This is a genomic window from Sutcliffiella halmapala (assembly GCF_050107295.1).
In the GTDB taxonomy this organism is placed as follows: domain Bacteria; phylum Bacillota; class Bacilli; order Bacillales; family Bacillaceae_I; genus Sutcliffiella_A; species Sutcliffiella_A halmapala_A.
Map to the genome: position 1 here is coordinate 152,932 of NZ_JBNIKR010000002.1, position 19,264 is coordinate 172,195.

Genomic DNA, 19,264 nt, shown 5'->3' on the forward strand with positions numbered 1-19,264 from the left:
ATCATGATAAAAAAACGGGTCATTCTAGTCACGGATGGGGATGTGTACGCAAAAAAAACCATTCAATATGTTGCCAAGCATTATGGAGGCCGCTGTATTTCAAGTTCATTTGGCAATCCGACCCTATTAAGCGGGGAGGAAATTGTTCAATTGATTTTAAAAGCGAAATCGGAGCCTGTCTTTGTGATGTTTGATGACAGTGGTTATTTGGGCGAAGGAGCAGGGGAGATTGCCTTGAAGCATGTTGCCAACCACCCGCAAGTGGACGTATTAGGGGTCATTGCGGTTGCATCCAAAACACATCAATCAGAATGGACGAAGGTGAATGTCACCGTAGATCGTGATTTACACGTATCCTCATATGGCGTCGATAAAAGTGGTATCCAGGAGATGGATATCGGAAGAATAAACGGAGATACCGTTTATTGCCTGGATACAATCAACGTTCCCATCATCGTAGGAATTGGCGATATTGGAAAAATGGCACGTAAAGATGATGTGAAAAACGGTGCCCCCATTACCAGTAAAGCAGTCGAAATCATTTTAGAGAGGAATGGGTATGATGTCTCACAATGGAATGGAAAAAATCCCGATTTCACCGAAACTGACGACGAATGAGAAATTCTTCAAAGATAAAGTCGGACTGAATGAGAGCTTTGATCTCGGTGTAAGAAAAATTACAGTCCTGGGTAAGGAATTGAACATCTATTATGTCAATGGATTATGTGATACAAGTTATATCATTGAATTGCTCGAGGAATTGGTGCATCTCAATGATGTGGAAAGAAGATCAAGCAAAGTAAAGGAAATTGTGCATAACCGCCTTGTTCATCAGCAGGTTGAAAACATTGAATATCTCGACGAAGTGGTGGATCAGGTTCTTAGCGGGCTAATCGTCGTACTTCTTGAAGGGGAAGATAGTGGGTTTGTCGTTGACACGCGATCTTATCCGGGTAGAAATCCGGAAGAGCCGGATACCGAAAAAGTGGTGCGCGGAGCACGAGATGGTTATGTGGAAAACATCATCGTCAATACTGCCTTAACCCGCCGAAGAATCCGTGATGAGCGTCTTCGAAACGAAATTTTCCAAATCGGCGAACGTTCTAAAACCGATATCTGCCTTTCCTACATAAAAGATGTGGCTGATCCGGACCTGGTGGATATTGTTCGAAAAGAAGTAAAAAGCATCAATATCGATGGACTGACTATGGCGGATAAAACCGTAGAAGAATTTCTGATAAAACAAGGTTATAATCCATTTCCACTTGTACGGTTCACGGAACGGCCCGACGTTGCTGCCACACATCTTCTCGAGGGACATGTAATCATTATGGTGGATACCTCCCCAAGTGTGATCATCACACCTACAACCTTTTTCCACCATGTGCAGCATGTGGAGGAATATCGCCAGTCCCCAGCTGTAGGGACATTTGTCCGTTGGGTGCGTTTTTTAGGAATCTTTGCTTCTCTATTCTTATTGCCGCTCTGGTTTTTAATGATTTTGGAGCCGGATATGCTGCCGGAGGCGATCAACTTCGTAGGGCCGAATGAACAATCGAATATTCCGATTGTCATTCAGATTTTTCTTGCTGATATAGGTATTGAGTTCCTACGGCTTGCAGCCATCCATACACCTACTTCGCTATCAACCGCAATGGGATTGATTGCAGCAGTTCTGATCGGGCAAATAGCCATCGACGTCGGTTTGTTTGTTCCAGAAGTAATTCTTTATGTGGCTGTAGCTGCAATCGGCTCCTTTACTACCCCGAGCTATGAGCTGAGTGTGGCCAACAAAATAGTTCGTTTGATTTTACTTGCACTTGTCGCACTCTTCCATGCACCAGGATTGATAATCGGTGTCACGTTGTTCATCTTGTTTCTAGCTGGAACACGCTCTTTGAATACGCCTTATTTATGGCCGTTCATACCATTCAGCCCAAAAGCGCTAATGATGATCCTAATAAGAAGAGCTACACCTGGAGCAAAAGTCAGACCCAGTATCGTTCATCCGAAAAATCGCTTCAGGCAGCCTTAATAATGGAGTAGTATGAATATTCGCTTGATAGGGGTAAATAGATATGGTAGAGTTTATTTAAATAAAGAGCTAAAGGATATTAAAAAACAGCTAAAGAGTTCTGTTTAGCTGTTTTTTTTCATATGCAGGGCAAGTATCCCTTACTGTTTGGACAAATACGGAATAAGGTATGGTACAACATCTGCTACATAATAGACTATTGTTAGAGGAGAAACGGAATATGTACTTTCACGGAACGAGTCAGGTAAATGATAAAGGGCATTTGGAAATAGGAGGAGTGGATACGATTGAGCTTGCGCATCAGTATGGCACTCCGGTATATGTGTATGATGTTGCTCTGATAAGAGAAAGAGCAAGAGGCTTTCAAACCACTTTTAAGAACATGGGAGTGAAGGCGCAGGTGGCTTATGCCAGTAAAGCCTTCTCATCTATCGCAATGTTCCAGCTGGCAAAGGAAGAGGGGCTTTCCCTTGACGTAGTATCAGGTGGGGAGCTTTTTACAGCGCTAGTTGCTGATTTTCCGGTGGAACGCATCCATTTCCACGGCAATAACAAAAGCTATGAAGAACTTGAAATGGCTGTTCAGAAAAAGATCGGCTGCGTAGTGGTTGATAACTTCCTGGAGCTTGAGCTTTTGCAGGAGATTTGTGAAAAGAAAGATTACACCATGTCTATCCTGTTAAGGGTAACACCTGGTATCGAGGCGCATACACATGATTATATTTTGACAGGCCAGGAAGATTCCAAATTCGGTTTTGATTTGCAAAGCGGCCAAGCAAAGGAAGCGATGGAGCTTGCGCAAAAAGCGACACATCTCGACCTATTAGGTATCCACTGTCACATAGGGTCACAGATCTTCGAAACAACAGGCTTCAAGATGGCTGCAGAGAAATTATTTGATACGTTGAAAGTCTGGAAAGAGGAAAGCAGGTTCGAAGCGCGCGTGGTGAACCTAGGAGGCGGATTTGGTATCCGTTATACGGAAGAGGACAATCCGATTCCGGTTTCCCGTTATGTGGAGGAAATCATCGGCGACGTTCAATCCCATGTAAAGGAATTGGAAATGCCAATGCCTGAAATTTGGATTGAGCCAGGCCGCTCATTAGTTGGAGATGCAGGAACAACCATCTATTCTGTCGGTTCCAAAAAGGAAATTCCGAACATTCGTCAATATTTGGCGATTGACGGAGGAATGAGCGACAATATTCGACCAGCGCTTTATCAGGCAAAATATGAAGCGGTACTTGCAAACCGTGTGAATGATATTCCTGAAGAAACCGTCTCAATCGCAGGTAAATGCTGTGAGTCCGGGGATATGCTGATCTGGGACCTGCCATTGCCAAAAGCGAATCATGAAGACTATTTGGCAGTATTCTGTACAGGTGCATATGGATATTCCATGGCAAACAACTATAACCGCATTACAAGACCGGCTGTAGTGTTTGTCGAGGACGGAGAAGCACAACTTGTCATCAAACGAGAATCCTTCGAGGACCTCATAAGATTGGATCTGCCGTTTCAATCGAAGTCGAAGATATTGAAATAAGGGAAAAGGATCATCCTTGGATTAGTTCTGGGGTGGTCCTTTTTGGCATTCGAAGGGAATACCATTATTCACAAAAATCAAAGCTTTCACAACTCCCACCAACAATATCCCAACAAACGTAGCATCTCACTTTCCTTTACCAAAAGAATGCTGTATGATAAAGACTGATTGATACAACCTTAAAGGAGATGTTCTCAATGAAAAAACAAGGATACATACTCATGCAAAACGGCGAGAAAATCGAATTCGAATTATACCCAAATGAAGCGCCTAACACAGTTGCTAATTTCGAAAAGTTAGCAAACGAAGGCTTCTATAATGGTGTTGTTTTCCACCGGGTAATACCTGGCTTTGTAAGCCAAGGTGGAGACCCTACTGGTACTGGTGCAGGCGGAAGCGGCACAACGATCAAGTGTGAAACTGCTGGTAACCCACATAAGCACGAAGCAGGCAGCCTATCTATGGCTCATGCTGGGAAAGACACTGGTTCAAGCCAATTCTTCATCGTTCACGAGCCACAGCCACATTTGAATGGTGTGCACACAGTTTTCGGTAAAGTGACTTCCGGCCTTGAAACTGCCAGAAGCATGAAAAACGGCGACACAATGGAAAAAGTGGAAGTATTCGACGCTGAATAATCGAAATCAAAAAAAGGGAGCAGCGATGCTCTCTTTTTTTATCTCTCATAAAGGTGGGGAGTTGGATGAACAAGTCTAACTGGATATTAGCTGCGGTTCTTTTGGGGATGTCTCTCGTCTGGGGAATCATTTATTGGTTTTTTATCGTGTAACAGGCATAAGTACAAAACAAAAAATTTTACTTATTGAATAGTTATGCTAATATAATCTTGTACACAATTCTATAATTGATGTCCTTCGGGGGTGGAAGGACAACTATATAACAAAACAACCGTCTAAACCTTGATATTAAAAGGTTTTAAGACGGTTGTTTTTTTGTTGGTAGGATTTTTGGTAGGGAATTATAGTTAATTGCTTAACTTAAAGGTAATTAAGGGTTATTTATTCAACAGTTCATCTAAGGCACTTGCTGCTTCGGCCTGCATATTTGGCATTAAGTGGCTGTAATTATCCATTGTGATACTAATTGAACTATGACCTAAGAGCTCTTGAATTACTTTGGAATGAACTTTACCTGTGGATAATAGTAAGGATGCACAGGTATGTCGCAAATCGTGAAATCTAATATATCTCATACCTGTGTTCTTAATAATCCTTTTCCAAAACTTATCAAAGTTCCCTAAACTCACTGGAAGTCCATTAGAGCGACAAACAACTAAATCATTATCAAAATACTCTTCACATGCCAAACGCTCTTCTAAGATCGTTTTACGATGTTTCTGGAGTTCACTGAGTACAAAGGGGGATACTGTAATAGAACGAATACCTGAATCTGTCTTTGTACCCTTTTTCAAACCTTGTCTTGGTCTGAGGGATTGAGTAACTCTTAATTGCCCATCTGCTAAATCAATGTCTTTCCATCTCAATCCTAGAATTTCCCCTCTTCTTAACCCGCAGTGGATTGCTAAAACGAACATAATTTTTTGCCTATGCTCTAAAACGTTAAAAAATTGCTTAACCTCTTCAGCAGTCCAGAAATCAATTTTCGGTTTACTGGTTTTGGGCTTGTCTCCTTTTTCAAGTAAATCAAAAGGATTCTTGCTGATTAATTCCTTTTTTGATGCATTTTTAAAGCAGGTGTAGACCAAGTTATATATTTTTCTTACTGTGCCATCTGCCAAGCCCTTGTCGTTTAATTTACCTATCAATTCTTCAATGTGTGACACATTAACTTTTTGCAGAGGAATCCCAGCCATAATCGGCAAAATATGATTCTTCAAATGTCCTTCGTTTGTATATCTTGTTTCAGGTGAAATATCCTGTTTATTTTGAAGCCACTTCGTAATATATTCTCCAAATGTAATCTTTGAGGGGTCAATATAACTTCCCTTTTCCCATTGTACTCTTGCTTCAGCTTCAGCTTTTCTAGCCTCAGTTTTACCTTTAAATCCTCTTTTTTTAATAGTTTTCCTTTTACCTACTTCATCTTTTACTTCAAATGCATAGTACCAATGTTCTTTTCCGTTTTTCTCGTATGGATAAATGGGCATCTTATCTGCTCCTTATAAACTTTTTATTAATGTTTTTTGGCGGGGCTTCCCAAAAGCTGTTTTCTCTTTTTCAATTCGATTAAGTTCTATATATAAAGTATTAATTACTTTTACCATTCCTGTTTCATCTAGTGAAGTAATCTTAGCTTCGAAGAACTTAATCAGGAATTTATACAACTTATTATTAGTGGGGACATCATCAAATACTTTCCCTAGACCTATAATCAAGTCAGCAGCGTTGTTAATGTCATACTCCTGCATATTATCGAGGATGTATATTATCCCTTTTATATTTTCGGTAAGTATATCGCTCATTAGTTCATCAGAATTTTGAGGATCACTAATATCTCCACTGTATTTTTTGAATACATTATTTACCTCTTTATCAGCCTCTTCCTTTTTTTCTAGTTGGTGATAATATTCGGCTTCTTTTTCCATTGCCTCTATATCTTCTTTAGTAGGGTTCATTTTTGCTATCATTAAAGCTTCCTCGTGAGCCAATCGCTCTGGAGAAAGAAAACCAAAGTGTTCTAGGTAATCTTCTATTTTCTCTTCTTCAATGCCTATATTCAGAAATACATTATATAGCGTACTATAGTCGGGATTCTTGTTTCTTCCATTTTCAATGTGACTAATATATGCATCACTTTTTCCGACTGCTTTTGAAAGCTGAATAGAATTAACCTTTTTTATTTTCCTCCAAAGTTTAATGAAGTCGCCTAAATTGCCATCAAAATCTAATATATACTTATTCAACTCAATCACCTCTATTTGTGATACTACCATATAGCAATATATAGTTCAATGTAAACTAAAAATAACATAAAAATAGCTTTATATAATTAACTATAATATTTTTTGAAATAATGCTTGATTTATTATTATAGTCCATGATATTATGAGAGTATCTTATAGGAAATGCGAGGTGAGAACATTGAATGAAATCTTAAACAAACCAGTATTAAATGTAGAAGACATCCAGAAATATCTTGAAATCGGTCGCAGACAAAGTTATGAGTTGTGTAATTCTGGAGCATTTAGAGTATTACGCATCGGCCAACGTATAAAAGTCCCAACTCAAGAATTTTTATCTTGGGTGCATGGAACAAACGAAAACTAATCTATACATATCGCTTTAACAGTTTTACATACTTAAAGTTTCACATAATAGGAGGTTACTAGATGGCATACTCAACGAAAACTCAATCCCTTGTTCAACTATCTACATACAAGAAGTTACACATCATGACCGAATTTATACTCAGCAGCAACAACGAAGATCACTTTGTTCTATTTTTAAAGGAACTTCAATACCATCCAGACTTTATCGGTATGCATCAAGAAATTACTCAACTCATCAACGAATACGAAATCACTGACACCGAGATACAGCAGACAATGAAGCAACTATTTACAATTTAATCTAGGGGGATTACCAATGCCAACAACCAATCTAGCAACCGTCCAAGCCGAAAGAAACGAAGCAATTGAATTTGTAACTGAATGTGTCGAGTTAAATCGCCATCTTGTAGTAGAAGCAATGCAACTTAGCAATCAATTTTCACCGGATTTCATCATTGAAACATACACCGATCAGATTATCGCTGCAATGTTAGCTAATAAAAGTCAGGATGAGCTGATTAAAGTTATTGCAAATGGTCAGTTATTTGAAGCGAGGCAGAGGGTTATTCAGGAGTTTAAGAGTGATTTTCAGATAAGACAAGTTTTATAGTTTGTCTGAATAAATTTTAAGGAGGTGAAACGATGTGAAGTTTACGGATTACGGTTAGTTGGGTTAAGTGTACATATAATTATCGCAACATTGAAAACTGCCAAAGGATTATAAAAATGGACTAAATTTTAATGAGGAGGAAGAAACAATGAGTGAAATTGAAATTAAATTAAAGAATGAAAAATCTCTTTATGTGAAAGTTGAGTTAGAGGAAGGGCAAACGCTTAAGGAATACATTGAAGAATTATCGGGGCAATTTGAATATAAATTTGTTCGGATTGAAGAATGCTTACTTAACACGGAAGAAGTTGCATATATTAAGCCACTAAATGGAATGCCGAAAGGTCTCCTGGCAGAGGGTGCGAAGTTAGATCCCAAAATTGCAGAAATGCATAAAGGGTCACAAACGATCCTAGAATATTTAAATGTCGATACTGTTAATATTCCTAAAGTGAATAAACAAAACTTTTCGTAACTGAATCGAAAAAACAAATTATATTAAAAGGAGAAATTTAAAATGACTAAAATTTACAATGCAGATTCAATTAATCCAGAAGTTGAATTAACTAATGAGGACATTCTTACTCACAACTACATAGAGTTAGCGAATCGTTATACAGAAGTAGCTGAGGAAAGAAAAACTCTACAATACTTAGATGGACTATATGAACATTTTATTGCAAGAAATGGTCTTGAAGATGCATTCATCGACTTCTTGAAAGATGTAGCTGAAAACGAAGACGTATTGAAATACAAAATAGCTGCTAGGCAGAAGTTAAATCTTTGTCATGTGGAAAGTGAAGGTTTCTACATGCTTGAAGATGAGTATGGAGGAATGAAGGAGTTAGAACAATCGCAAGACGAGTTTGTTGGAATCGTTACAGTCCTAAAAAACAATAGAGGTAACAGAAATATTTCCTTATATCACGATGATTGCATAGTGCTACATATTACAAATGATAAAAATAAAACTCTGCTCATGCATGATATTAAAGACGTCTGGGATATGAGAGAAATAGTGCTTGGAATTATCTATTCAGAACATGTCAATGAGCAAGAAATTGAATATCTAACTCGTAGAGCAGATGAGCTTGTATTTGAAAACTTTCCTCATTTAACTCAGATTAAATGGTTTGAGGAAGAAGGTCGCTTACACAGAAGAAGTTTTAATACTGAGGAGGACTCAAACTAATATGACAGTCTATGACCTAATTATGCAAAACGATAACTACCGCAAACAAGTATTAATTCAATTTGGATTCGGAGAAGTCCAGCCTAAGAAAGTAGAAACTTGGTTTAAGAAACTAAATCCTGTTGTATTTAATCAGTTTAAAAAGGATCTGAAAAACGGTAACGTGGTCGGGTTCAATCCTAAAACAACTGAAGCAACTACAAGAGAAGAACGGGATGCTTTACTGGATAAAGCAATGAATCATATGGAACAACAGGAAAGAAAAGTAGTGAGTGTATATGAGGATGATCTGAATGCTCTAATTGAACTTAAAAGGAATTTGGAGTATGAGAATGATGGTTATTTTAATTTAATTAATACATTCCTCGACTCAAGGGACATCAGGAAGGACTTCTTAAACTTCATGGAGGAAATGAAAAAGGAAGAAGAGTCTCAAACAGAGAGTATGTATATGGGTGATCTAGAGTGGCATCTTAAGGATTTTGCTGAGTGATTAGCGAAACGTGACAAACTCTATACAATAGATAAATGAAGGGAGGTGAGAAATGATGAGACAAATAACACAGTATATCAAACTTTATTTAATTGCAAATTTCTTTGAGAAGATTTGGGATGTGTTGGTTGAGTATTATAAAGTTACTTATTTTGTTTTAGGGCTAATACTAATCTTGCCGCCAGTTATTCGCTGGTTATTTAACTGATTTGGAAACTATTATATTGAAAAATGGAGGAATTATAAATGGAAAAAATAATTGATATGCACGATTATAAAAGTAAGTTGGCGATGGAAGAATTTAAAATCAGCCAGGATCTCTTTAAAGAAGAAGTGCAATATAACATAAAGAATATTATTGAAACACTTGAAACTGCTGATAGTAGAGACCAATTAGATGACTTTGTTGTAGCGTTTGTAAATCAAATTTTAGGTATGAAATTACAGCAATTTGAAAAAGAAGTTATTATCGAGTTTATCATGTGTGATGGTGTAGGGTATTATGGTCAAAATATTGAAGGATTTATATTATCCCATCCAAGAGTAAAAGAACTATATGAGGTATTTGGAGTTGACCTCAGTTAAAACATGACAGGTAAGCAGATGAAGGAAAAGTTTTAATACATAAGAAGATGAAACAAAGTATAGTCGCAAAAGAGATCGGATTAAACGCAACAACGTTAAACGCATACCTAAATGATCGCATACCTGAAATACGGAAGTCTAAGTATTTTAGGCTTTGCGACTTATTGGGCATAGATGTCCTATTTTAACATTCAATACATAACTAATACATATTATACAGGCTATTAGATTAATAGACAAGGAGATTATTAAATTATGAGCAATTTACATATCAAAGAACGGTTTTACTTTTCCTATTCAAAAAAAGAGTCGGATTACCTCAAAGACAACGGTGTTTACTACCTTACTAAAGGTATTCATCCGCAAACTAAAGTGGTCTTCACTATGTACGACAGGGACGAACGGTTATTAGAATCACTAAAAGAATTTCGCCAATTAAACGCTAAAGCAAACTAAAATTAAATTAATGAAAAGGTGAAAAATAAATGAAAAACATTTCAAAAGAAAATGAACACTGGGAATATTTTATCAAACACAAGCAGAAAATTATGTCATTTATAAAATTGGAATTAGAAAAAGAAGAATTTGACGATGGAGGGCCATCCTACCTAAAGTATTTTGATATTTCAAATGGATCATTTAGATTTATGCCCTCATGGTTAGCAAAAGATATACATAGCAGCTTTTCTAGATTTTTCAATGATGGAAGAATTTTATTCAGATATAAAGATGGTAAATACATAAATGATGGTGAAACGTATTTTAGAAGTCTTTCACAAGAATTACTTATGGATGAAAGTAAAAGAGGTCGCATAGAAGAAGCTTTGTACTGGTTGAAAAATGAAACAGTTTCCGATGAAGGCTCAGTGCTAAACAAGCATGATGGATTAATAAATGTCAAAAATGGCTTAGTCAACTACAAAACTGGTGAAATAGTATCTCATACAGATGACAGAATTTCTACTGTACAGTTTCCTGTTACATACGATCCTGAAGCGAATGATGAAGTTGTGATGAAATTCTTAGAGTCTGTCTTACCTAGCGACACAATTGAAACAATGCTTGAACTCATTGGTTATTGCTTAGTACCTACCACCAAGTATGAAAAGGCATTTATGTTCTCTGGAACAGGCGCAAATGGTAAGAGTACATTTGTGAATATGCTTAGTACTTTATTGGGGAAAGAAAATGTATCGAATGTACCTTTACAAGACTTGGAGAATAATCGTTTCAAATCAGCTCAATTGTACGGAAAAATGGCAAATATATTCGCTGATATTGCCCCGACAGCATTAGATAAGTCAAGTGTGTTCAAGTCAATCGTTTCCGGTGATTCCATTAGTGCTGAGTATAAAGGTAAAGATTCCTTTGACTTTAGGCCTTTTGCAAAATTAATATTCTCAGCGAATGAACTGCCAGCTACAAGAGATATTACGGACGGATTTTTTAGAAGGTGGATTATCATCCCATTTCCAAATCAATTTAAGAAAAATGAAGCTGATCCAAACTTAATACATAAATTAACAACTCCTGAAGCTCAGTCAACTTTACTTAATTATGCAATACAAGGACTTAATAGACTTGAGGCAAATGGTCATTTTACTGAAAGTGAGACAATACATAATTTACTTAACGATTATAAAAAAGAATCCGATTCAGTTTCAACTTTTATTGAAGAAAAGTGTGATCTTGGAGCGTGGGGAGAATGTACTTCAACAAAAGAATTATTTGAAGTATATGAGAAATGGTGTGTGCAAATGGGTTATCAAATTATTAAGAAACGTGATTTTAACAAGAGGCTTGAAGGTGAATATAAATTAAACAAGACCAGAAAGTTCAGAAGTAGCAGCGAAAGTTGGGAAGGAATTGCAATACATACATAAACCATACATGAATTGAGGCTTTCATACATGAATTATACATGAATTGAAAACGAAAAATGTATGCTAAAAGCCTGTTGTACCAACGTTTACAGCCTCTCATACATTTTATACATGAATTTTTTCACTTTGCGGAGAAATTTAAGAAAAATATACAAAATTGTAAATGAAGTTGAAATATACGTGTATAAAATGTATGAAGTGCTTTGAGCCTTGATATATCAACGTTTACGCATGCATTTTTTGAAATTAATTCATGTATGAAACGTGTATGTTCATGTATGAAAAATGTATGATGACTATTCTCGTCGGGTGAATTGTGTAGCGTAGCGGAACAAGAGGGGCGGGCGAAGGTAAATTACTTTTTGATTTTTGGAACGTAGTGGAAAAAGTCGGAAAGTAATTTAGATGGTTTAAGCCCCTAATCTTTTGAAATTAAATTAATCATTGCTAAATGGAGGATAATATGACAAATGCAACTCAATATAAAGTAAAAACATTAAACCAGTCAATGAGTAAATTACATAATGGATTAATCACATGTGAAGATAGAAATGAATTAATAAGAAGTTTAATAATGCCAAATGGATTTTACATAGATGAAATTAATACAATGATTAACTCTCAGCAGTATAAAAACACTCACGTAAAAAAAGGGAAATCTCTATTGTCTGAGCAAGATCCATTTTGTATAAAGTTGGATTATCTAGCCGACTATATTTTGCAGCCGGAGAATGGAAAAAAACATCATGAGAAAAGTTGGTTATCTAGACATGCAATGGAGCAAAATGGCGGTCGAGAGGTGTATATAAATTATCAAGAATCGGATTGGAAGTATGGTGGAATTAGTGAAGAAGCGCTAGATATTGCAAGGTTTAACCAAGAGCAAAAAAACTATTTTAATCAGCGTTTTAGTGAAGATGTTAAACGGAAGAATAGACGGATTAGTGTTAAGGATATGAACAACTATCCAGAGTTAATCTCTATGCAATCGACAGTTTTAATGTTGAAAGATGGATTATGGGTAGGTACAGATGCAGAGGAATCTGTGAGGAAGGAATACATACAGCAATATGATGCCTGGATAAGTGAAATGAAAAACGTGGTCTTTAACAATTGGATGAAGGGTGAGTCTAGAGTTGATTTGAATGAATACACAAACAACCCTTACAAGTGGGATGTATTGGAATTGGAAATGGTCAATGAGCCTATTTTAGATAACGATTTGTTAGAAAAGAAGTTTGCTAAGTTACTATATTATTATGGATTGCCGATGGATGGAAAAGTGGCATATAAGAAGCTGAGAAAGGTAGTTAACGAAATCAACTATGAGATGTCTGTTGTTAAAGAAAATCTCAGGAAGCCAATTAGAAATGGTGGATATAAGCCAAAGGTTGCCAATCCTAATTTCATTCCAAATGAGAAATTTAATGAAATAACACTTAGTAATTCTGATCATGTGTTTGGATTATTTACCTTTGAGACTGACAGTATAAAAGTTGCTGCTGATGGTGGTAAACAGATACGATTTAAGAACTATATTTCTCTATATCAGCTACTTAAAGATACTTATGGTAGTTGGGTTGGGAATCACATATATCACCTTCTGGTGGCATTTGAGAAGTCTCTAGAGGCTACTGGACTTGATGATATGCAGAGGGATATAGTGGATGTTGTTTTGCAAAAGGAAGCATTAAGTGAGAAGTATGATAAACATCCGTATAAGAGGGCTGCGCAATATATTGAAGAGAAGCACGGTGTGAAACTTGAAAATAGAGATGTAAAAAGGAAGCTTGGACAGATCAGTAAGTTAATTGCTAGCGTATACATAGACTTAAAAGTGTAATAAATTAATATAACATAAAGGTAGAAATAAAGTCAATTAATAATATGTAAAAAGTGTACATATTCCCCTATTAGTATATGAGGATAGCAATATCCAAAATATAAGAAAATTTGAAAAGACAAATGGACTTGTATTAAATTGATAGCTTAAATTTTGAATTAAGTATTAGGAGTGGTTACCCTGATGCTTAATTTTTTTGTTTATTATTCAACTTTTAACTAAATAAATGTTCATCGGAAATTGAAAAGGAGGGGGTTGAAATGCACTTTGATGAAGTTAGACAAATAAAAGAGGATGCCAAACGAAAAGGTATTACAAATCGTGAACTTGCTGAGGTTGTAGGATTATCTGTAAGCATGATTTCTAAGATATTCAACTATAAGGCTAGTACATCTGAGCATAATTTTGCCAAAATGAAACATTACATAAAAACGAAACAGACATATATCTGGGTTAAAATGCCCGTGAATTAATACTTGTCGTTATCGCTCACCATGAGATGAGTGCCCCGTGGAGTCAATTCGACTGCTTCTGCGACTATAAATAAAAGATGCCACAACCCATTATTGCAAGCGGACGCCATCCGTTTGCATTTCCTCGCTATGCACATGAGGGCTAGGGCTTAGCCGTGGAAAGCTCCCCTAGCTTTGATCATGTGTACAAATTGAAAAGGGGAAGGTAGTTATGAATAACATTTGTGAAAGTAAAATAGATCAATATTGTAATACAGTAATAAGGTTGAAATCAGCTTACATAGACCTACTGGAAATGGGTATCAAAAAAGGAGAAATTTTTGAACTGTTAGAAGGTCAGATGAATGGAAAAGAACAACGAAAAAAGCATAGTTAATAGCTATATGACGGTGATTTGTCCTGATCATCCTAAAGCAATGCAAGGTAGATGGGTGTATGAGCATACTCTGGTTGCTGAGGTTATGTTAGGTAGGCCATTAAGAGAAGATGAGCAAGTACATCATTTAGATTTTAATAGGTTGAATAATAAGAAGAGTAATCTGCTTGTTCTAACAAAAGGGCAACATACCAAATTGCACAATTGGATTGACCGTATGAGATTACAGTCAGTAATTGAAGCACAAGCAACAGAAGGTTATCAAGTTGAGCAGTGTCAATGCTGTGGGGAATACATAAAGGATTATGGCAATGAGAAGTTTTGTAATTCAGATTGTCAGAAGCGATATTATGATGAAAACATGAATATTCCGGTTAGTAAGGAAGAATTTATTGAAATGCTGGAGCAGATGAACAAAGTGGAAATGGCAAAAGTGTTAAATACTCATCGTTCAAATATAGATGTCTGGGAACGTCAATTTGGATTAAACAAAGGTGTTGAAATTGCATGAAGAAAGTAATTGATGATGGGATTTTTTGTTACCGTTGTGAGGAATTCAAAAATAGGAAAGACTTGCTCGATTCTGAATGCTGGTGTGCCGCTGAGAAGTGGGTAGGTGCTAAGTTGATTATTGAGACTGGAGACAATGACGAATGATTACACTTGAAAATATTGGCCTAGATGAAAATGAAGATAAGGTAATTGTGGACTTTACATATGATGGTGATCAAATGGAGTTTAAAGGTAAGTTGAAAATGACTCAGGATGAATTCGTGGAAAGTAGAAAATATGGTGACTTGTTTATGTTGGAAAGCATAGTTAGAAATGAGTTAAATGCTTGGTTAGAGATAGAGTAATAATTTTGTCGTTACTTGTGTAACGCTTTTCTTGGATTTGTAGCTCAATGGCAGAGCAACCAGTAGGAATACTGTGTGGTTAGTTGGTTCGATTCCAGCCGAATCCACCAATAAATTAAATTGAATATTTTTCCTCTTTTATTGTCGATTATGATAGAATAATAGGCAGATAAGGGGGAATATTATTGTATTCGTTAGGTGTTAGAGTTTCAGTTCCACAGAAGTTAAAAAAAGGTGCTATTTATTACTCAGTGATTAGAAGTGCTGATGATGGTGAATTAGAAATTGTAAAAACTCATTTTTTAGTCATCCCTACTTCATTGGATGTTCCTGAGCAGCTTGCCTTTATTCGTTCGAATTTTCTTGCGATTATTATGCAATACAATATAAAGTTGGCAGGCCTACGAGTAACTGAAACTATAGCTGGTTCTCCTATCGTGTATAGGATGCATATTGAAGGTGTTTTCCAAGAGTTATTTGCCAATAGTTCAGTGGAGAAGTATGCTTTATTAACCATGGCTCACTTTTCAAGGTTGTTGCAAATGCCTATAGCTGATGTTAAATCCTGTATTAAAGAAAAAAATGTATTTGGTGAAATTGATGACTGGCTTTCATATAAAACAGAAGAGAGAGAGTGCATTGTTGCTGCCACTTCAATGTTTCAAATTGGAGGTTAAAATATGCTAGTAATTGACTCGATAATACGACTAGGTTTGCTTAAAGAAATTGGTCAAGAAGGGCGTAATTCTAAAGTTTATATTGCACATGACCCTCAATTAGAAGCCGAAGTGGTAGTAAAAATTATAAATAAATCAAAAGAGTTTACGAATGAAGAAGAGTATTTTGCAGAAGCTCAAACACTATATGCTTCAAGTCACCCAAACATTATGGGGGTTAGGTATGCTTCGCAGGATAAAGACAACGTTTTTATTGTAATGGATTTTTTTAAAAATGGCTCATTGAATTCATTGTTGGAAATAAGGTCTTTAACGGTCAGGGAAATCATTAAATACTCTTTGGAATTTCTATCTGGGCTTCACTATATGCATTCAAAGTTTCTTGTTCATTTTGATATTAAACCTACAAATATTTTGATTAATGATGCAGGAAAAGCTGTTCTAACCGATTTTGGTTTGGCGAAATACTTAAATGAACAGGGTTTTGCGACTCCAAAGAAATCTTATCCGTTGCACATCCCACCTGAAACATATGTTCATGGCAAAAACTCGTTTTATTCAGATATCTATCAAGCAGGATTAACAATGTATCGGATGTGTAATGGGAATGATCAATTTAAGAATCAACTAAAAGATCTTGGCATTACTAATTCAGATGAATTATCTAAGGCAATTTCTAATGGACGGTTTCCTAAGAAAGAGTCTTTCTTACCGCACATTCCAATTAAATTAAGAAAAATCATTCAAAAATCTTTATCTCAAGATGAAACACAAAGATACGAGAGTGTTTTGGATATGATAAATGATATTTCTTTACTTGAAGAAAATTTAGATTGGGTGTACAATAGGAGTGCGAACGAACATTCGTATTTTTCTAGACATGAAGTTACACATATCTCTAAAATCATTTTAAATCAAGTTAGTGCATCAGAATGGGCTACTGAGGGATATAGAATTAGATTGTCAGATGGTAAACAAAATAAAGTTAATAAATGGAATTCAAATGGACATACTACTAAAGAAAAAGCTTTTAAAGCCATTGAAAAGATACTTAAGTTGTAATTAAAACTGGGAAAGGAGGTCTTGGTTATGGCTACTAAAATTACATTTAAGAAGTCAAAGAATAATCATTATCCCTTCCCTAAAGAAACACTTTACGAAAGATTAATTAAAGATAAGGCTATAGATATGCGCAATAATTATCTAATTGATCAACTTGAAGACGGTTATGTCTCTGTTAAGCCTATAGATCAATCAAAACTTTTTAAATAATCATTAAAGACCCTTCTCTTCCAGGTTGGGTCTTTTTATTTGATTTAAAAATATAAAACATTAATAAATATAGTAAAATTTAGCAGGAAATTGTCTCTTAATGCCGAATATTGGAAGAGTGAATATTTGGAGAGGGAGATGGGAAAATGGATAAGTTGGAAATTCAGCAAGTCATTCTTAATTATCTTAGAGATAATCCAAAGACACAAATGGAAGCTGTTAGAGAAAGTGTTGAGCAAGTCCTGAGAGAGAACGGTCAAATAGGTCAAAGAAGCAGACAGATTGGTAGAAGTGTGCATACTGAAACTGTAAGTATTAATCATGATATGGCTTTGTTGATCAATGAAGTCATTTATGACTTAATGTATCAAGATCGAATCATTACACCTGGACTTAACAAGGATAACTTAGAACTACCTTTTTTACATGTTTCAAATATGGAGAAACTTGTAGATTTTCTCGACAGCTATGATGAATAATATATTTATAGTCACCAACCTTTTACAGATGGGAGGTGATGATTGTGAGTGTGGGAAAAACTGTAACTGTTTATTTGTCTAACGGTAGAGAGGTTTCTTTTAGTTCTGATTTAAATACTCCAATTGAAATAAAGAACAGAATACTAAATCAGACAAATGGAGTATGGTATTATTATAAAAACGCTTCTGGAGAAGGGTTTCTTGATATAAATGAAATTATCGAAATTAGAATAAGTTAGTATGATATAAAAAGGCATCTGTTCCTATGATCAGGTGTCTTTTTATATTAAAAAGTATGTTGGATATATAAATGGAGGAAATAGGATGAAAATAAAACTAATTATGAACAGTGGGAAAGAATACGAGGTAAGTCACAATTATTATAACTTGGATCATTATTATGAATCGTTATTTGTTGATTTAGGCAATGGAATGAGACGAATGAAGAACAGTTTTATGTTTATTGACGATGAGGAGACGATAGGTGTTAATCCTAGTCATATAAGCAGCATAGAGGTGATTGAGGGATGATGATTGCGTTTCAGATCTTTCTATTTTTAGTGATTTTCCTGTTTGCAATGGGTAGTATATCAGAGCAGAACAAAGAGGCTAGAATGCACTATACGAGCGTTACAATAGCAGGAATATTGAGTATGTGCTTTACATTGTGGTTAGGTGGTAGTTCATGAAAGAAAGTTTACATTTTGTTTATGACGGTGTGTCAAGTCGAGATATGAAATGCATGCAAGCATCGTTAAACGGTGGATTGTATGAAGAGACATTTCTGCCGGAGAAGAGAATTATCGAAGAGAAAATAAGAGGAAATGATACACCTTACCATTATGGAGTGGAATATGACACGTTAAGTATTCCGATGTCAATTTTGTTTGACGAAAGTTTTACTGACGATGATGTCCGTAATTTTTGCAGATGGATAGATCAGCCATATTATAAGGAATTGTACTTTGAGAATCGACCAGATAGACGCTTTTATGCGATGTTTGAAGGGGTATCAAAGCATTTACATAATGGCTGCAAAGCGAATAGTCTCGTCCTGTTTAATTTTCGTACAAACTCCCCTTATAGCTACTCTCCAGTGTATATGAGTGACACATATGATTTAAGTGCTAATGGTACTGAGGGGAGCGATATAGTTTTCGTTAATGATGGAGATTTACCATGTAAGCCGATATTGGAGTTTGAAATGGTCGGTGATGGTGATATTTCAATAATCAATCTGTCCGATGGTGGAAGAGAGTTTAAAATGGAGAATTTGCTTCATGGTGAGCGGATAAAAGTTGATAACCATCATGAGGATATAGAGAGTGATATCCCTGGAGTTTATCGTTTTGAAAATCATAATGATGTTTTCTTGGAGATGAGCAGGGGTCACAATTATTTGAAGTGTTTTGGGAATGTGAAGTTGCGTTTTACATACCAGTTTCAGACTAAAGGATAGTGATTAGATGGCTTATAAGAGATGAGAAATTTGCTTACGTAGCTGCTAAATCAGGCATTAGTATTGATGAATTAGAAAAGGTCTATTGGAGAAGTGTTATAAGGCTGTATGACGCTTATAAGAAGTGTGAGTGGGATTTTAGTAAGCGTGAGGATAGAGAGTGGTTGGAAAAGTTTAGGGAGTTAAATTTGCAGCTCTGTTTGGATGAAGTGAATAGATTGAGGAGGAAGAGTA

The 19,264-nt window shown here is 35.8% G+C and carries 29 protein-coding genes and 1 tRNA gene; 28 read left to right on the forward strand and 2 right to left on the reverse strand.

Annotated features, from left to right (window positions below; translation table 11 throughout):
* Positions 1 to 3: 3 nt before the first annotated feature.
* The 4 genes from spoVAEA to ACQCT5_RS04520 all read left to right on the forward strand — a co-directional run bounded on the left by spoVAEA (position 4) and on the right by ACQCT5_RS04520 (position 4,219).
* The gene (gene spoVAEA, locus ACQCT5_RS04505) at positions 4 to 618 is read left to right on the forward strand and encodes a stage V sporulation protein SpoVABEA (protein WP_499639429.1); all 615 of its coding nucleotides are present in this window, start codon (positions 4 to 6) and stop codon (positions 616 to 618) included.
* The gene (locus ACQCT5_RS04510) at positions 563 to 2,035 is read left to right on the forward strand and encodes a spore germination protein (RefSeq protein WP_499639975.1); all 1,473 of its coding nucleotides are present in this window, start codon (positions 563 to 565) and stop codon (positions 2,033 to 2,035) included. Before spoVAEA ends, ACQCT5_RS04510 begins: the two co-directional genes overlap by 56 nt.
* A 220-nt stretch (positions 2,036 to 2,255) precedes the next feature.
* Positions 2,256 to 3,581, forward strand: coding sequence for a diaminopimelate decarboxylase (lysA, locus tag ACQCT5_RS04515; RefSeq protein ID WP_499639431.1), 1,326 nt, complete (start codon positions 2,256 to 2,258; stop codon positions 3,579 to 3,581).
* 197 nt (positions 3,582 to 3,778) lie between these two features.
* Complete coding sequence (locus tag ACQCT5_RS04520) at positions 3,779 to 4,219, forward strand: peptidylprolyl isomerase (protein ID WP_499639433.1); 441 nt, start codon at positions 3,779 to 3,781, stop codon at positions 4,217 to 4,219.
* Between the two features lie 377 nt (positions 4,220 to 4,596).
* Here ACQCT5_RS04520 and ACQCT5_RS04525 read toward each other — a convergent pair whose 3' ends face one another.
* Both ACQCT5_RS04525 and ACQCT5_RS04530 read right to left on the reverse strand, forming a co-directional pair.
* Positions 4,597 to 5,709: a site-specific integrase gene (locus ACQCT5_RS04525; RefSeq protein WP_499639435.1), complete on the reverse strand. Its 1,113-nt coding sequence runs from the start codon at positions 5,707 to 5,709 to the stop codon at positions 4,597 to 4,599.
* A gap of 12 nt (positions 5,710 to 5,721) precedes the next feature.
* Complete coding sequence (locus ACQCT5_RS04530) at positions 5,722 to 6,465, reverse strand: helix-turn-helix domain-containing protein (RefSeq protein ID WP_499639437.1); 744 nt, start codon at positions 6,463 to 6,465, stop codon at positions 5,722 to 5,724.
* A 178-nt stretch (positions 6,466 to 6,643) separates the two neighbouring features.
* On the opposite strand from ACQCT5_RS04530, the gene ACQCT5_RS04535 reads away from it, so the two are divergent.
* From ACQCT5_RS04535 to ACQCT5_RS04650, 24 genes are all read left to right on the forward strand, one after another.
* A complete protein-coding gene (locus tag ACQCT5_RS04535; protein WP_499639439.1) occupies positions 6,644 to 6,829 on the forward strand; it encodes a helix-turn-helix domain-containing protein in 186 nt (61 codons plus the stop codon).
* Positions 6,830 to 6,891: 62 nt separating this feature from the next.
* Positions 6,892 to 7,131 (forward strand): hypothetical protein, encoded by a 240-nt coding sequence (locus tag ACQCT5_RS04540; RefSeq protein WP_499639441.1) that lies wholly within the window; start codon positions 6,892 to 6,894, stop codon positions 7,129 to 7,131.
* A gap of 16 nt (positions 7,132 to 7,147) precedes the next feature.
* Positions 7,148 to 7,441: a hypothetical protein gene (locus ACQCT5_RS04545; protein WP_499639443.1), complete on the forward strand. Its 294-nt coding sequence runs from the start codon at positions 7,148 to 7,150 to the stop codon at positions 7,439 to 7,441.
* Positions 7,442 to 7,589: 148 nt separating this feature from the next.
* Positions 7,590 to 7,916: a hypothetical protein gene (locus ACQCT5_RS04550; protein WP_499639445.1), complete on the forward strand. Its 327-nt coding sequence runs from the start codon at positions 7,590 to 7,592 to the stop codon at positions 7,914 to 7,916.
* Between the two features lie 42 nt (positions 7,917 to 7,958).
* A complete protein-coding gene (locus ACQCT5_RS04555) occupies positions 7,959 to 8,633 on the forward strand; it encodes a hypothetical protein (RefSeq protein ID WP_499639447.1) in 675 nt (224 codons plus the stop codon).
* A gap of 1 nt (position 8,634) precedes the next feature.
* Entirely contained in the window at positions 8,635 to 9,126 is a 492-nt protein-coding gene (locus tag ACQCT5_RS04560) for a hypothetical protein (RefSeq protein WP_499639449.1), read from the forward strand.
* A gap of 52 nt (positions 9,127 to 9,178) precedes the next feature.
* Entirely contained in the window at positions 9,179 to 9,334 is a 156-nt protein-coding gene (locus ACQCT5_RS04565; RefSeq protein ID WP_499639451.1) for a hypothetical protein, read from the forward strand.
* Positions 9,335 to 9,372: 38 nt separating this feature from the next.
* Positions 9,373 to 9,711 (forward strand): hypothetical protein, encoded by a 339-nt coding sequence (locus tag ACQCT5_RS04570; protein ID WP_499639453.1) that lies wholly within the window; start codon positions 9,373 to 9,375, stop codon positions 9,709 to 9,711.
* Positions 9,712 to 9,746: 35 nt separating this feature from the next.
* The gene (locus ACQCT5_RS04575) at positions 9,747 to 9,899 is read left to right on the forward strand and encodes a helix-turn-helix domain-containing protein (protein ID WP_499639977.1); all 153 of its coding nucleotides are present in this window, start codon (positions 9,747 to 9,749) and stop codon (positions 9,897 to 9,899) included.
* A 67-nt stretch (positions 9,900 to 9,966) separates the two neighbouring features.
* Entirely contained in the window at positions 9,967 to 10,167 is a 201-nt protein-coding gene (locus tag ACQCT5_RS04580; protein ID WP_499639455.1) for a hypothetical protein, read from the forward strand.
* A gap of 29 nt (positions 10,168 to 10,196) precedes the next feature.
* The gene (locus ACQCT5_RS04585) at positions 10,197 to 11,594 is read left to right on the forward strand and encodes a DNA primase family protein (protein WP_499639457.1); all 1,398 of its coding nucleotides are present in this window, start codon (positions 10,197 to 10,199) and stop codon (positions 11,592 to 11,594) included.
* A 463-nt stretch (positions 11,595 to 12,057) separates the two neighbouring features.
* Complete coding sequence (locus ACQCT5_RS04590) at positions 12,058 to 13,437, forward strand: hypothetical protein (protein ID WP_499639459.1); 1,380 nt, start codon at positions 12,058 to 12,060, stop codon at positions 13,435 to 13,437.
* Between the two features lie 260 nt (positions 13,438 to 13,697).
* Positions 13,698 to 13,910, forward strand: a complete 213-nt coding sequence (locus ACQCT5_RS04595; RefSeq protein WP_499639461.1) for a helix-turn-helix domain-containing protein — start codon at positions 13,698 to 13,700, stop codon at positions 13,908 to 13,910.
* Positions 13,911 to 14,254: 344 nt separating this feature from the next.
* Positions 14,255 to 14,797, forward strand: coding sequence for an HNH endonuclease (locus ACQCT5_RS04600; RefSeq protein ID WP_499639463.1), 543 nt, complete (start codon positions 14,255 to 14,257; stop codon positions 14,795 to 14,797).
* On the forward strand, positions 14,794 to 14,943 hold the full coding sequence (locus ACQCT5_RS04605; protein WP_499639465.1) for a hypothetical protein: 150 nt from the start codon (positions 14,794 to 14,796) through the stop codon (positions 14,941 to 14,943). Before ACQCT5_RS04600 ends, ACQCT5_RS04605 begins: the two co-directional genes overlap by 4 nt.
* The gene (locus ACQCT5_RS04610; RefSeq protein WP_499639467.1) at positions 14,940 to 15,143 is read left to right on the forward strand and encodes a hypothetical protein; all 204 of its coding nucleotides are present in this window, start codon (positions 14,940 to 14,942) and stop codon (positions 15,141 to 15,143) included. Before ACQCT5_RS04605 ends, ACQCT5_RS04610 begins: the two co-directional genes overlap by 4 nt.
* Before the next feature lie 33 nt (positions 15,144 to 15,176).
* Positions 15,177 to 15,253: transfer RNA gene (locus ACQCT5_RS04615), tRNA-Ser, on the forward strand.
* Positions 15,254 to 15,328: 75 nt separating this feature from the next.
* The gene (locus ACQCT5_RS04620) at positions 15,329 to 15,820 is read left to right on the forward strand and encodes a hypothetical protein (protein WP_499639469.1); all 492 of its coding nucleotides are present in this window, start codon (positions 15,329 to 15,331) and stop codon (positions 15,818 to 15,820) included.
* Positions 15,821 to 15,823: 3 nt separating this feature from the next.
* Positions 15,824 to 16,882, forward strand: a complete 1,059-nt coding sequence (locus ACQCT5_RS04625; RefSeq protein WP_499639471.1) for a serine/threonine-protein kinase — start codon at positions 15,824 to 15,826, stop codon at positions 16,880 to 16,882.
* A gap of 27 nt (positions 16,883 to 16,909) precedes the next feature.
* The gene (locus ACQCT5_RS04630) at positions 16,910 to 17,092 is read left to right on the forward strand and encodes a hypothetical protein (RefSeq protein WP_499639473.1); all 183 of its coding nucleotides are present in this window, start codon (positions 16,910 to 16,912) and stop codon (positions 17,090 to 17,092) included.
* Between the two features lie 146 nt (positions 17,093 to 17,238).
* Entirely contained in the window at positions 17,239 to 17,571 is a 333-nt protein-coding gene (locus ACQCT5_RS04635; protein WP_499639475.1) for a hypothetical protein, read from the forward strand.
* A gap of 44 nt (positions 17,572 to 17,615) precedes the next feature.
* A complete protein-coding gene (locus tag ACQCT5_RS04640) occupies positions 17,616 to 17,810 on the forward strand; it encodes a hypothetical protein (RefSeq protein WP_499639477.1) in 195 nt (64 codons plus the stop codon).
* 85 nt (positions 17,811 to 17,895) lie between these two features.
* Positions 17,896 to 18,102 (forward strand): hypothetical protein, encoded by a 207-nt coding sequence (locus ACQCT5_RS04645; RefSeq protein WP_499639479.1) that lies wholly within the window; start codon positions 17,896 to 17,898, stop codon positions 18,100 to 18,102.
* A 154-nt stretch (positions 18,103 to 18,256) separates the two neighbouring features.
* Positions 18,257 to 19,030, forward strand: coding sequence for a phage tail domain-containing protein (locus ACQCT5_RS04650; RefSeq protein ID WP_499639480.1), 774 nt, complete (start codon positions 18,257 to 18,259; stop codon positions 19,028 to 19,030).
* Positions 19,031 to 19,264 lie beyond the last annotated feature (234 nt).